This window comes from Caulobacter sp. 602-2 (assembly GCF_011043625.1).
Lineage (GTDB): Bacteria > Pseudomonadota > Alphaproteobacteria > Caulobacterales > Caulobacteraceae > Caulobacter.
Genome location: NZ_JAAKGT010000004.1, coordinates 350,368 through 362,909, shown reverse-complemented (window position 1 = coordinate 362,909; position 12,542 = coordinate 350,368). Strand labels below are relative to the sequence as shown.

General features: G+C 69.1%; 12 protein-coding genes. 7 read left to right on the top strand and 5 right to left on the bottom strand.

The features are described 5' to 3' along the window. Nucleotide 1: 1 nt before the first annotated feature. Complete coding sequence (gene phnD / locus G5B46_RS11890; protein ID WP_165258899.1) at nt 2-1,009, bottom strand: phosphate/phosphite/phosphonate ABC transporter substrate-binding protein; 1,008 nt, start codon at nt 1,007-1,009, stop codon at nt 2-4. Further along, a complete protein-coding gene (phnC, locus tag G5B46_RS11885; RefSeq protein ID WP_165258898.1) occupies nt 1,006-1,818 on the bottom strand; it encodes a phosphonate ABC transporter ATP-binding protein in 813 nt (270 codons plus the stop codon). Before phnC ends, phnD begins: the two co-directional genes overlap by 4 nt. 238 nt (nt 1,819-2,056) lie before the next feature. Between phnC and G5B46_RS11880 the strand changes: the two genes are divergently transcribed. The 7 genes from G5B46_RS11880 (at nt 2,057) to G5B46_RS11850 (ending at nt 8,361) form a co-directional block, all read left to right on the top strand. Continuing rightward, nucleotides 2,057-3,316: a type III PLP-dependent enzyme gene (locus G5B46_RS11880; protein ID WP_165258897.1), complete on the top strand. Its 1,260-nt coding sequence runs from the start codon at nt 2,057-2,059 to the stop codon at nt 3,314-3,316. A 250-nt stretch (nt 3,317-3,566) separates the two neighbouring features. After that, nucleotides 3,567-4,661: a deoxyhypusine synthase gene (locus G5B46_RS11875; protein ID WP_165258896.1), complete on the top strand. Its 1,095-nt coding sequence runs from the start codon at nt 3,567-3,569 to the stop codon at nt 4,659-4,661. Nucleotides 4,662-4,723: 62 nt separating this feature from the next. Then, nucleotides 4,724-5,494 carry a phosphatase PAP2 family protein gene (locus G5B46_RS11870; protein WP_165258895.1) on the top strand — a complete coding sequence of 257 codons (771 nt, stop codon included), beginning with the start codon at nt 4,724-4,726 and terminating at the stop codon, nt 5,492-5,494. A gap of 36 nt (nt 5,495-5,530) precedes the next feature. Beyond that, entirely contained in the window at nt 5,531-6,013 is a 483-nt protein-coding gene (locus tag G5B46_RS11865; protein ID WP_165258894.1) for a Fur family transcriptional regulator, read from the top strand. Between the two features lie 70 nt (nt 6,014-6,083). Next, nucleotides 6,084-7,031, top strand: a complete 948-nt coding sequence (locus tag G5B46_RS11860; RefSeq protein WP_165258893.1) for a thioesterase family protein — start codon at nt 6,084-6,086, stop codon at nt 7,029-7,031. A 2-nt stretch (nt 7,032-7,033) separates the two neighbouring features. Next, complete coding sequence (locus G5B46_RS11855) at nt 7,034-7,384, top strand: hypothetical protein (RefSeq protein ID WP_165258892.1); 351 nt, start codon at nt 7,034-7,036, stop codon at nt 7,382-7,384. Between the two features lie 47 nt (nt 7,385-7,431). Further along, complete coding sequence (locus G5B46_RS11850) at nt 7,432-8,361, top strand: helix-turn-helix domain-containing GNAT family N-acetyltransferase (protein WP_165258891.1); 930 nt, start codon at nt 7,432-7,434, stop codon at nt 8,359-8,361. Between the two features lie 527 nt (nt 8,362-8,888). Here the strand turns inward: G5B46_RS11850 and hisG are convergent. Genes hisG through hisS form a run of 3 tightly spaced genes read right to left on the bottom strand, consistent with a single transcriptional unit; the run spans nt 8,889 to nt 12,473 of the window. Continuing rightward, the gene (hisG, locus tag G5B46_RS11845) at nt 8,889-9,851 is read right to left on the bottom strand and encodes an ATP phosphoribosyltransferase (protein WP_165258889.1); all 963 of its coding nucleotides are present in this window, start codon (nt 9,849-9,851) and stop codon (nt 8,889-8,891) included. Beyond that, the gene (locus G5B46_RS11840) at nt 9,848-11,029 is read right to left on the bottom strand and encodes an ATP phosphoribosyltransferase regulatory subunit (RefSeq protein WP_165258888.1); all 1,182 of its coding nucleotides are present in this window, start codon (nt 11,027-11,029) and stop codon (nt 9,848-9,850) included. Before G5B46_RS11840 ends, hisG begins: the two co-directional genes overlap by 4 nt. Then, a complete protein-coding gene (gene hisS, locus G5B46_RS11835) occupies nt 10,986-12,473 on the bottom strand; it encodes a histidine--tRNA ligase (RefSeq protein WP_165258887.1) in 1,488 nt (495 codons plus the stop codon). The genes G5B46_RS11840 and hisS overlap by 44 nt, the downstream gene beginning before the upstream one ends. Between the last annotated feature and the right edge of the window lie 69 nt (nt 12,474-12,542).

Sequence of the window (12,542 nt, the reverse complement as noted above, 5' to 3'; positions counted from 1 at the left end):
GTCAGTTGGCGGGCAGGCCGGCCTTGGCCTCGGCGGCCAGGCGTTCGGCGCGGATGCCGTCCAGCTTCTTCTGGGCGTCGGCGATCTTGGCCGCGTCGCCGCCTTCCTTGGCCAGGCCGAAGTTCTCCAGCGCCTCCATCTCGCGCACGGTCAGCAGATGGGAATCGTCGGCCGGCTTGAAGCCCCCGATCGACAGGCGCTTGAGGTTCTCGCGCTGCTTGGCGGCCTCGGGCGTGTCGCCCTGGGCGTAGGTCAGGAAGAACTGGCGCAGCTTTTCCTTCACGACCGGGTCGAGGTCCTTGCGCCAGATGATCGGGTCTTCCGGCAGGGTCGGCGACTCCCAGATCACCTTGACCTTCTCGGACTGGCCGTCCTTGCGCTCGGCGTTCAGGCGCAGGCTGGTGGAATTGTTGGTGGCCGCGTCCAGCTTGCCGTTGGCCACGGCGAACAGGTTGCTCTGGTGGTTGCCGGTCAGCACCTGCTTGAAGCAGGTCTCGGGCTTCTTGCCGGCCGGGATGAACACATAGGTCATCGGCGCCAGGGTGCCCGAGGTCGATTTCTTGTCGCCGATGCCGAAGTTCAGCGACTTGTCGCACTTCAGAAGCTGCTCGAGGGTCAGCTTGCTGTCCTTGGGGACGATGATCACCGACTTGTAGCCATCAACGCCCGAGGGGTCGAAGGTGCGGGCGAAGACCTCGCCGTTCGAGCGGCGCACGGCCTCCAGGCCCGACTGGTTGGAGAACCAGCCCAGGTCGGTCTGCTTGGCGCCCATGGCCACGATCAGCGAGGAATAGTTGGTCGAGAAGAACGGCTTCACCTTGAGGCCGGTCTGCTTTTCCATGTCCTCCAGGATGGGCTTCCAGTAGCTCTCCATGTTCTGGGCGGACTCGGTCGACAGGATCGAGAAGCTGACCGTGTCCTTGGCTGCGGGCGCCTCGGACGGGCCCGAGCAGGCGGCGAGGGCCAGGCCGGACAGCATCAGGCCGGCGATCAGGCTGCGGCGGATCATTGCGGGGCTCCTTCCCAGAACACGTCCTCGAATTCCGGGCCGTAGATTTCGATGAGCTTGTCACGGTCCAGCGCGTCGGCCGGGCCGTCATAGACCTTCTGCCCCGCCTTCAGGGCCACGACCCGGTCGCAGTAGCGCAGGGCGTAGTCCACCTGGTGCAGGGTGACGATGACGGTCAGGCCGTCGCTGGCGTTCAGGTCGCGGAGGATCTCCATGACCTTGCGCGCCGACACGGGGTCGAGCGAGGCGACCGGTTCGTCGGCGAGGATGATCTTGGCCCTCTGGACGAGGGCGCGGGCGATGGCGCCGCGCTGCTGCTGGCCGCCCGAAAGTGTGTTGGCGCGCTGGCCCGCATAGTCAGAGATGCCCACGCGGTGCAGGGCCGCCATGGCCGCCTCGCGGGTCTCTCTGGGCCAGGCGCCGAACAGGCCGCGCACCAGCGGGATGCGGCCCAGCGATCCCAGCGCCACGTTGCTGAACAACGACAGCCGGCCGACGAGGTTGAACTGCTGGGCGATGAAGCCGATGCGGATGCGCGCCTTGCGCACCTGGTCCGAAACGCGGCCCTTGGCCTGGACGGGACCGCCGAAGGCGGTGATCACGCCCTCGCCCCCATTTTCTTCACTTGGAGGGTCGATGGTCTGCAGGCCGTCGATCGAGCGCAGCAGGGTCGACTTGCCCGAGCCCGAAGGACCGATGAGCGCAATCATCTCGCCCCGCGCCACGTCGAGCGAAACGGCGTTGAGGGCCTTCCGCGACCCGAAGGTCTTGGATACGGCGCGGATCGAGAGAACAGGGTCCGACGTCATGGTCGGGACGAATCCTTAACGTGGTTTCCAGCGCGGGCAAATCCGTTCCCTGCTTTGCTGCGTGCACGCAACGGATTTGTGACGCCCGGTGGATCAATTCGTCTCGGCGGTCTCGTTCAAAAGGGACTTTACATCCCCGGAAATCGCCCCTATTTCGCACGGCTCCGGCGGACCCGAAGTCCTCTAAAGCGCTGCTAACGCCGGCCTGGGTTTAACTTCCAACAGGGGGTTACGTGCATTGTCCACGTACCACACGCCCCTGGACCTGGTCCGTGAGCGGTCACCGGAACGTCCTGTCGCACTCGTGCGACCGGACGCGGTGTCGGTAGCGGCGCGCTGGTTCCAGTCTGAATTCAAAGGCGACGTTTTCTACGCGGTGAAGGCCAATCCTTCCCCGTGGGTGATCCGCGAGCTGGCCAGCGCCGGCGTGCGGTCGTTCGACGTCGCGTCCGTGGCCGAGATCGAGCTCGTGGCCGAGCACGCTCCCGGCTCGCGCATGGCCTTCATGCACCCGGTCAAGAGCCGGCGCGCCATTTCGGCCGCCTATTTCGACCACGGCGTGCGCACCTTCTCGTTCGACACGCACGAGGAGCTGGCCAAGATCATCGACAGCACCGGCCAGGCCAAGGACCTGAACCTGATCGTCCGCATGGGCGTGCAGGCCGAAGGCGCGGCCTATTCGCTGTCGGGCAAGTTCGGCGTCGATCTGCACAACGCCCCGGCCCTGCTGCTGGCGGCGCGCCGCTCGACGCAGGACCTGATGGGCGTGAGCTTCCACGTCGGCAGCCAGTGCATGCGCCCCACCGCCTACCAGGCGGCGATGGCCCAGGCCTCGCGGGCGCTGGTTCGCGCCGGCGTGCTGGCCGACGTCGTCGACGTGGGCGGCGGTTTCCCGTCGATCTATCCGGGCATGGTCCCGCCGGATCTGTCGGAATACCTGGCGGCCATCGACCGCGGCTTCGCCGAGATGATGGTCCACGAGACCACCGAGCTGTGGTGCGAGCCGGGCCGCGCCCTGTGCGCCGAGGCCTCGTCGCTGCTGGTCAAGGTCGAGCTTAAGAAGGGCGACGCGCTCTATCTGAACGACGGGTCGTACGGCTCGCTGTTCGACGCCGCGCACATGAAGTGGCCCTTCCCGGTGAAGCTGTACCGCAAGAACGGCGAAGTGGTGGAAGAGGGCCTCAAGCCCTTCCGCTTCTACGGCCCCACCTGCGACAGCGTCGACCACATGCCCGGCCCGTTCTGGCTGCCGGAAAGCGTGGACGAAGGCGACTACATCGAGATCGGCATGCTGGGCGCCTATGGCGTTGCGATGTCGACCCGCTTCAACGGCTTTGGCGAGACCGACACCGTCGAGGTGCAGGACGCGCCGATGGCCTCGATGTACGGCCTGGCCAAGCGTTCGATCCCGGTGGTCCGCACCGAGGCCGAGGAACGCAAGGTCGTGCGCTTCTCGCGTCCCAAGGGCGCGGCCGGCAAGCGCAAGCGCCGTCGCTGATTTGAGTGTCGACCACCGTGCGTCCTTCGAGGCTCGCCGGTGGCTCGCACCTCAGGATGAGGACCTCCTTGCACTGACTTCCTCATCCTGAGGCGCCCGCGCAGCGGGCCTCGAAGGACGCACGACGCGAAATCGTCACTAAGCACTTTGAAGTTTCTGAGTTAAACCGCGCGCCGCGCTCGACGTTATGACGACGTCGAGTGCGGTTCGCATTTTCCACCTGCCGGTCGCTCCGTCCCGGCAGATGGCCTTGTTCCAACGACGGGCGTCCAAAGTCAGGGAAACCGAAGCGATGAACGCTCCCGTTCCGAACAACCAGAAGGCCGAGCTGCTCCAGAACGTCGTCGAGCACGTCGACATCACGAGCTACGACGCCCGTCCGATCATCGACTCCATGCGCAAGATGTCGTTCAGCTCGCGCGACACCGCCCGCGCCGCCGATATCTTCAACATGGCCCTGGCCGACAAGGGCTGCTCGACCTGGCTGATCCTGGCCGGTTCGACCTCGGCCGGCGGCTGCATGCACGTGTACCGCGACATGGTGAAGAACGGCATGATCGACGCCGTGGTCGCCACCGGCGCCAGCATCGTCGACATGGACTTCTTCGAAGCCCTCGGCTTCAAGCACTATCAGGCCGCCGGCCCGGTGGACGACAACGTCCTGCGCGACAACTACATCGACCGCATCTACGACACCTACATCGACGAAGAAGAGCTGCAGGCCTGCGACCACACGATCCTCGAGATCTGCAACCGCCTGGAGCCGCGCGGCTATTCCTCGCGCGAGTTCATCTGGGAGATGGGCAAGTGGCTGTCGGAAGGCAACGCCAAGAAGGAAGGCAGCCTGATCCAGACCGCCTACGAAGAAGGCGTGCCGATCTTCTGCCCGGCCTTCGTCGACAGCTCGGCCGGCTTCGGCCTGGTCAAGCACCAGAAGGAAAAGATCGCCGAGAAGGCGCCCTACCTGATGATCGACGCCGTGGCCGACTTCCGTGAACTGACGGACGTCAAGATCGCCGCCGGCACCACCGGCCTGTTCATGGTCGGCGGCGGCGTTCCGAAGAACTTCGCCCAGGACACCGTCGTCTGCGCCGAGATCCTCGGCGTCGAAGCCGACATGCACAAGTACGCCATCCAGATCACGGTGGCCGACGTGCGCGACGGCGCCTGCTCGTCCTCGACCCTCAAGGAAGCCGCCTCGTGGGGCAAGGTCTCGACCACCTACGAACAGATGGTCTTCGCCGAAGCCACCACCGTGGTTCCGCTGATCGCCAGCGACGCCTACCACCGCGAAGCCTGGAAGGGCCGCGAGAAGCCGCGCTGGAACAAGCTGTTCGGCAAGTAAGCTTGATCGGCCAAGGCTGAGATTGCAGGGTCCCGGAAAGCCGTTTCCGGGACCCTTTTTCTATGCGCCTGCCCACCGTCGCCGTCGCCGCGCTCGCCCTCGCCAGCTGCGCCGCCCTGCCCGGCGACGACGACGACCGCTATCTGCACCCGCGCGCCTTCGACGCCCGCGACCACCTGCCCCCGCCGCCGAAGGAGGGCACGCCGGCCGAGCGCCGCGACCGCGAGATCTTCCGCGCCACCCGCCCGCTGAAGGACGGACCCCGCTGGTCGCTGGCCCAGGCCGACGCCGACAAGAGCCGCATCCTCGACGGCTACGCCTGCGCGCTCGGAGCCAGCATCACGCCACAGACCAACCCGAAGCTGGCGGCGATGATGGAGCGCATGCGCGGCGACGTGCGCGCCGCCGTGGCCGGCCCCAAGTGGAAGCACCTGCGCCCCCGCCCCTACCTGTTCGAGGACGCCCCGATCTGCCTGCCCAAGACGGTGGGCCTGGCCGTGTCGCCCGACTATCCGTCCGGCCACTCGACCTGGGGCTGGAGCGTCGGGCTGCTGCTGGCCGAGGCCGCCCCCGACCGCGCCCCGGCGATCCTGGCCAGGGCCCAGGGGTTCGGCGAGAGCCGGGTGGTCTGCGGGGTGCACAACATGAGCTCGGTCGAGGCCGGTCGCCGTAACGCCCGCAACCTGCACAAGGCGCTGAAGACCTCGCGCGCCTTCAAGGCCGACCTGGCGGCCGTGCGCGCCGAAATGACCGCCGTGCGCCGCACCGCAGCGGCGCCGGACAAGCTGCGGTGCGACGCCGAGAGCGCCCTGGTGGCCCGGCCGCTGCTGTAGCTTGCGCAGGGCCCTCCCGACCTCTACCTGTGGCCCATGGCCCACATTGCGTGCGATCACGACCATCACCACCACGGCGTCGCCGGGGACGCGCTCGCCGCCGAACTGGCGGCGGCCGAGGCTCGCTGCTCGGCGGCCGACCAGCGCCTGACCGCCCCGCGTCGCCGGGTGCTGGAACTGCTGCTGGAAGCCGGCCAGCCGGTGAAGGCCTACGACCTGATCTCGACCTTCGCCGTCGACGGTCCGCCGGCCAAGCCGCCGACCGTCTATCGCGCGCTGGAGTTCCTGGAGAAGCAGGGCTTCGCCCACCGCATCGAAAGCCTCAACGCCTACGTCGCCTGCCGGCGCGAGGCCGACGGCCACGCCGCCGCGTTCCTGATCTGCGACTGCTGCGGCGCGACCCGCGAGTTCGAGCCCGAAGCCACCGCCGACATCATCGCCGCGGGCCAGGCGGCCGGCTACGCCCTGACCGGCGTGACCATCGAGGCCCACGGCCGCTGCGCCGACTGCAAGGAATAGGCGCCGGCGCCCCGCGATTGCGGCGGCGCGGAAAAGCCGTCTAGGCTGACCTCGAAACGAGGAAGCCCACATGACCCCCATACCGGAACTGCCCGGCGTCGAGATCTGGCGCGGCGGGGTCAACACCTGGGACTGCGACGAGATGGGGCACATGAACGTGCGCTTCTACGTCGTCCGGGCGATGGAGGGGCTGGTCGGGCTGGCCGCCGAGATGGGCCTGCCCCACGCCTTCACCCCGCACGCCAACGCCACCCTGGTGGTCCGCGAACACCACATCCGGTTCCTGAAGGAAGCCCACGCCGGCGCGCCGCTGCACATGCTGGGCGGGGTGATCGAGATCGGCGAGACCGAGGCCAGGCTGCTGCAGCTGCTGGTCCATTCGGCCACCGGCGAACTGGCGGCGACCTTCCAGACCACCGTGGCCCACGTGACCCCGCGCGAGGGCGAGGCCTTCCCCTGGCCCACGATCGTCCGTGAACGCGCCGAGACGCTGAAGGTCGAGGTTCCCGAGCGCGCCCAGGCCCGCAGCGTCGACCTTTCGCCCGCCGTCCCCCAGGCCTCGCTGGCCCGGGCCGACGATCTTGGCCTGACCCGCATCAGCCTGGGCGCGCTGTCGACCGGCGAGTGCGACGCCTTCGGACGGATGCGGGCCGAACAGTTCATCGGCCGGGTGTCCGACGGCATCGGCGCCTTCATCGCCCCCTTGCGCGACATCGTCGCCGAGACGGCCGAGCCGCCGCCCGGTCGGGTGGGCGGGGCCGTGCTGGAGTACCGGATCGTCTATCTGGCCTGGCCGCGCCTGGGCGACCGGCTGGAAGTGCGCTCGGGCCTGATCGGCAGCGAAGGCCGGGTCATGCGCTGCGCCCACTGGCTGCTGAACCCCGACACCGGCCAGCCCTTCGGAACCTCCACCGTCAGCGCCATCACCTTCGACCTCGACGCCCGCAAGGCCGTGGCCATCAGCCCGGCCGCGGCCGCGAAGCTGGCGGAACGATCGGTCGAGGGTCTGGGGCTTTAGCCATGCGGCCGCAAGGTGAAGACGCCCGCCTACGCCTCTGGGCGTTCACACTCGGCGCCCCGCTGCTGTCGGCCGCGATCATCTTCGCCCTGTGGCGCTGGCGGCCGATCTTCGAGCCGGCCACCCGTCTGCTGGAAGAGATCGTCCTCCACCGGAAAAGCCACGGCCACACCCACAATCCGGCGCTCTACTGGATCTATCCGGCCTTGGCGGGCCTCGTCGGCCTGGTCCTGTCGCTCTGCGGCGTCCTGGCGCTGCGCGACAGGGAAGGTTCAGCAAGGCGGCTCGACGCCTATCTGGACCGCAGGCAAGCGCTTGGCGACACGAAGCCCGCCGCGCCACCGGATTATTGACTCAGTCAACACTAAGGAATATTGACTCCATCAACATTGGAGTCGCCATGACCAGCCAGCACGACCAGGACGTCGCCGCCCTGCGGGCCTTCAACCGCACCTACACCCGCCGGCTGGGCCTGCTGGACACCAGCTACGACGGCAGCCCCTTCACGCTGAGCGAGGCCCGCGTGCTGTACGAGCTGGCCACCCGCACCGACCCCGTCGCCGCGGAGATCGTCCGGGCCCTGGGCCTGGATCCCGCCCAGGTCAGCCGCACCCTCAAGCGCTTCGCCGAGCGCGGCCTAGTCACCACGCGCGAGAACCCCGCCCACGGCCGCCACCAGCTGCTGTCGCTGACCGACGAGGGCGCCTCGGCCTTCGCGACCCTGGAGGCCAACACCAAGGCCAGCGTCGGCGGCCTGATCGACGGCCTGCATCCGCTGCGCCGCGCCCGCCTGCTGGCGGCGGCGCGCGACATCACCGCGGTGTTCGAGGACGACGCCCCGCCGGTGGCGAGGCTGCGCGGCCTGGAGCCCGGCGACCTGGGCATGGTCGTCGCCCGCCAGGGGCTGCTCTATGCCAAAGAGTACGGCTGGGGCCGCGACCACGAGGCCCTGATCGCCGAGATCGTCGCCAGGTTCCACCAAGGCTTCGATCCGGCCAAGGACGACGCCTGGATCGCCCAGGCCGACGGCGCGATGGTCGGCTCGATCTTCCTCGTGCGCGGCGAGACGCCCGGCGCCGCCAAGCTGCGGCTGCTCTATGTGGAGCCCGACGCCCGCGGCATGGGCGTGGGCCGGATGCTGGTCGAGGCCTGCGTCGCTCGCGCCCGGGCGCTGGGCTACCAGCGGCTGGACCTGTGGACCGTCAAGACCCTGAGCGCCGCCCGCAGGCTCTATCAGCAGGCCGGCTTCCAGGTGATCGAGGAGGCGCCCTGCCGGCGGTTCGGCCAGGACCTGGTCGACCAGATCTGGTCGCTGGACCTGGGCGCGTAGTCGCCCTCCGCGTCATCCCGGCCGTAGCGCAGCGAAGAGCCGAGACGCAGGGGCGTCGGCCACGGCTTGGAAGGATGGTTCAAGCGTCGCGCCCAGTCCCCTGGGTCCCGGGTCTACGCTACGCGGCCCTCCGCCCGGGATGACGAACGAGATGCAGACACGGCGAACCAACAACGGTCGCGCTTAAACGCGCGTTCGTCATTTTTGACTCTTTTGTCGAAAAGAGAAACCAGGGCCCAGATACACCAAGACCCGCTGCGGGGGATAAACGCAGCGGGTCTGGCTATTTCTCGATCATTCGATCTAGGCGGGCGTTTCCTCCCCGAAACGCCGAAGAGAGGGGGTTCTCTGTGGACCCGTTTCTCTCTTGCCCAGTCAGAAAACGGCAAAACCGAGATCGTGTCAACGGCAACGATCTAGATTCCATAAGGGGTTCGACGTTTTTTTGACATCAAGCCCGTAGTTTGGACGCCTAAGTCAAACTAATCACCGTTTGGTTCGGTAATTTTTGACATACTTGTCAAATATCAGCCCTTCAGACGGCCCTTGAGCGCCTCCAGCACCGCCGAGCGGGATTCGAACACGTAGTCGGGACGCGAGACCGTGACCGGCTCGACTCCCGCTTGCGCCAGGGCCGCGGCGGCGGCGAACAGGTCGCCGGTCGCCAGCAGGGCGCCGTTGGCCCGGCGCGAACCCCCGGCCTCGACGAACGGCGCGACCGCGGCCTGGCCGGCGGCATCCTGTTCGGCCGGCCAGACCAGGGTGGCCAGGGTGCGCGCCCGGCCCTTGGCCTCGACCACCGACAGCAGGCGAGCCAGGCAATCCAGCTGCCCCTCCGTCCACGGCGTGACCAGCGAAGCGGTCAGCTGGGCCTGGCTCTTGAGGATGACGCCGTCGGACAGCACCTTCAGGCCGTTGGCGGCCAGGGTGGCGCCGGTGGTGGTGATGTCGACCACCAGTTCGGCCGCGCCCGCGGCCGGCGCCCCCTCGGTGGCCCCGCTGCTCTCGACGATGCGATAGTCGGCGACGCCGTGCTTGGCGAAGAAGGCGCGGGTCTGGGTGACGTACTTGGTGGCCACCCGCAGGCGGCGGCCGGTCTTGGCCAAGTGCAGGTGCCCGACCTCGTCGATGTCGGCCATGGTGTCGACGTCGAGCCAGCTCTTGGGCGCGGTCACCACCAGGTCGGCGCGGCCAAAGCCCAGGGCGCGCAGCAGCATCACCCGGCTATCCATGTCGTCGCCGCGCTCGCGCAGCAGATCCTCGCCGGTGACGCCCAGGTGCAGGTCGCCGCTGTCGAGACCCGCGGCGATGTCGCCCGCCGACAGCAGACGCACCGACACGCCGGGCAGGCCCGACAGCTCGGCCGAATAGCCGCGCGCGCCGCCGGTCATCTCGACGCGGAAACCGCATTCGGCCAGCCAGGCCTCGACCTGTTCCTTCAGGCGACCCTTGGAGGGGATGGCGAAGATCATGGGGGTCTGCGCGGTCATTCGCCGCCTCCGGCATAGGCGCGGGCCGGGCGCACCATGCAGCCCACGGCCCCGGTCTTGGTCTCGCTGCCCAGGCGGGCGGGCAGACCGTCGTAGCGGCCGCCGGCGGCGACCGGGCGTTCCTCGCCGAGGGCGGCGCTTCGCACCTCGAAGAGATAGCCGTCGTAATAGCCGAAGGCGCGCCCGAAGGCGGCGTTCAGTCTCATTCGGTCGGCGGGCGCCCCGCGCGCCACCATGCCGGCCAGGCGCTTGCGCCAGCCCTCGATGGCCGCGTCGAGCGGGGCGCGATTGGGACCGGCCAGGGCCGCGATGGCGTCGAGCGCGGCGCCCGGCGCATCGCCGACGGCCAGGAAGGCGCGAACCTTGTCGGCCTGATCCGCCGACAGACGGCCGGCCTTCACCACCTCGGCCTTCTCGACCAGGCGATGGGCGATCTCGGCCGGACGGCGGCCGCCGACCGGCTCGATGCCGGCCAGGGACCACAGCTCCTGCAGCACGGCTGCGGCCTCGGCTTCGGGCAGGCCGGCCAGCAGGGCGGCGATGCGGCTGCGCTCGCTGGAGACCACCGGAGCGGCCTCGCCCTCGAGCTCGGCCTTCAGCTGGCGCGGACGCGAGAAGGTGCGCTTCAGCCGCGCGCCCAGCGGCGGGGTCAGGTCCAGGCTGTCGACGAAAGCGGCGAACAAGCCGACGTCGCCCAGCAGCAGGGTCAGGTCGTCGCGGCCGCCGGCCGCGGCGCCGGCCCAGGCCAGGGCGGCGATCTCGGCGTCGGCGGCCACCGGATCGGCGGCCTCGAAGGCCTCGACGCCGATCTGCAGGAACTCCTCGGCCCGGTCGCTGCCGCGGGGGGCCACGCGGAAGGCCTTGCCTTCATAGAGATAGCGGCCGGCCGCAGCGCCCGAGGACAGGTGCTGGCGGGCCACGGCGACGGTGAAGTCGGGACGCAGGCAGGCCTCATCGCCGCCGTCGCCGGAGACGACGAACAGCCGCGAGCGCATGGCCTCGCCGGCGAGATCCAGCAGCAGGCCCAGCGGCTGCAGCACCGGGGCGTCAGTCGGGACGGCCCCGGCGAGAAGGAACGGAGCGCGGATGGCGTCGAGCGCCTCCGCCGGGATGGAACGCTCTAGCCTCAACGGATCAGCCCCCGATGATCTTCTTGACGGCGGCGACGAGGTCGCCACGCGGAATGGTCTGCTGGCCGGGACGCTCGGCCTTCCAGGCGGCGTTGTCGGCGACGCCCGAGGCCAGCTCGCGACCCAGGTCCAGGTCCTTGATCGTCACCGTGCCAGCGGCGATCTCGTCGCCGCCCAGCATGATGGCGGCCGGCGACAGGCGGCGGTCGGCGTACTTCATCTGCGGGCGCATGCCCGAGGTTCCCAGATAGACCTCGGCCGGGATGCCCGCCGCGCGCAGCTGGCCGGCGACGGCGAAGTACTCGCCCATGTGGGCCTGGTCGAAATTGATGATCACGACGGGACCACGCGCGGCCGAAGCCGGCTCGCGGCCGGCCGCACGCAGGGCCGCCGCCAGGCGCGAGACGCCGAACGAGAAGCCCGTGGCCGGCACCGGCTGGCCGGTGAAGCGGGCCACCAGATCGTCGTAGCGGCCGCCGCCGCCGATCGAGCCGAAAGTGACCTTGTTACCCTTCTCGTCGGTGGTGCTGAGCAGGAGTTCGGCCTCGAACACCGCGCCGGTGTAGTATTCCAGGCCGCGCACGATCGACGGATCGATAATCGCCTGGTCGTCGGCGACGCCCAGGCTGGTCAGGGCCGCGTCGATCTTGGCCAGCTCTTCCAGGCCCTCGTCGCCCTCGGCCGAACCGGCCACGACCTTGGCGATGTTGTTCAGGGTGGCCGAACGGCCGCCGACGCCCGCCTGGACGAAGTCGAGCACCGAGTCGATGGCCTTGCCGGCCAGGCCCGCGCCCTTGGTGAAGTCGCCGCTGTCGTCCAGGCGGCCCTCGCCCAGCAGCAGGCGCACGCCGTCGACGCCCAGGCGGTCCAGCTTGTCGACCGCGCGCAGCACGGCCAGCTTCTGGCCTTCGCTGGTGGCGCCGGCCTGGGTGAGCAGGCCGTTGAGGAGCTTGCGGTTGTTGATCTTCAGCACCGCCGCGCCGCGCGGCAGGCCGGCGGCCTCCAGGCCCTCGACGGCCATGGCGATGATCTCGGCGTCGGCTTCCGGGCGGGCCGAGCCGACGGTGTCGGCGTCGCACTGGATGAACTGGCGGAAGCGGCCCGGGCCGGGCTTCTCGTTGCGCCACACCGGACCGAAGGCGTAGCGGCGGAAGGGCTTGGGCAGGGTTTCCCAGTTCTGGGCGGCGAAGCGGGCCAGCGGCGCGGTCAGGTCGTAGCGCAGGGCCATCCACTGGTCGTCGTCGTCCTGCAAAGCAAAGACGCCTTCGTTCGGGCGATCGCTGTCGGGCAGGAACTTGCCCAGCGCGTCGGCATATTCGAAGGCCCCGGTGTCGAGCGCCTCGAAGCCGTAGCGCTCATAGACGGCCGAGACGGCCTCGAGGATCGACTTCTCGGCGCGCAGGTCGCGGGCGCGCTTGTCGGCGAAGCCGCGCGGGGCGCGGGCCTCGGGGCGGAAGTCCTGGTTCTTGGTGTCGTCGGAAGCGTCGGTCATCGTCGGTCCTTAGAGATCTCTAGGCTTCGACGGATGGCGCTTGCACTTAAGCCCCATCCGCTAGGCGGG

Bases quoted from the DNA above. Each gene is read 5' to 3' on its own strand.
- phnD (WP_165258899.1), bottom strand. From the start codon at position 1,009: ATGATCCGCCGCAGCCTGATCGCCGGCCTGATGCTGTCCGGCCTGGCC.
- phnC (WP_165258898.1), bottom strand. From the start codon at position 1,818: ATGACGTCGGACCCTGTTCTCTCGATCCGCGCCGTATCCAAGACCTTC.
- G5B46_RS11870 (WP_165258895.1), top strand. From the start codon at position 4,724: ATGCGCCTGCCCACCGTCGCCGTCGCCGCGCTCGCCCTCGCCAGCTGC.
- G5B46_RS11865 (WP_165258894.1), top strand. From the start codon at position 5,531: ATGGCCCACATTGCGTGCGATCACGACCATCACCACCACGGCGTCGCC.
- G5B46_RS11860 (WP_165258893.1), top strand. From the start codon at position 6,084: ATGACCCCCATACCGGAACTGCCCGGCGTCGAGATCTGGCGCGGCGGG.
- G5B46_RS11855 (WP_165258892.1), top strand. From the start codon at position 7,034: ATGCGGCCGCAAGGTGAAGACGCCCGCCTACGCCTCTGGGCGTTCACA.
- G5B46_RS11850 (WP_165258891.1), top strand. From the start codon at position 7,432: ATGACCAGCCAGCACGACCAGGACGTCGCCGCCCTGCGGGCCTTCAAC.
- hisG (WP_165258889.1), bottom strand. From the start codon at position 9,851: ATGACCGCGCAGACCCCCATGATCTTCGCCATCCCCTCCAAGGGTCGC.
- hisS (WP_165258887.1), bottom strand. From the start codon at position 12,473: ATGACCGACGCTTCCGACGACACCAAGAACCAGGACTTCCGCCCCGAG.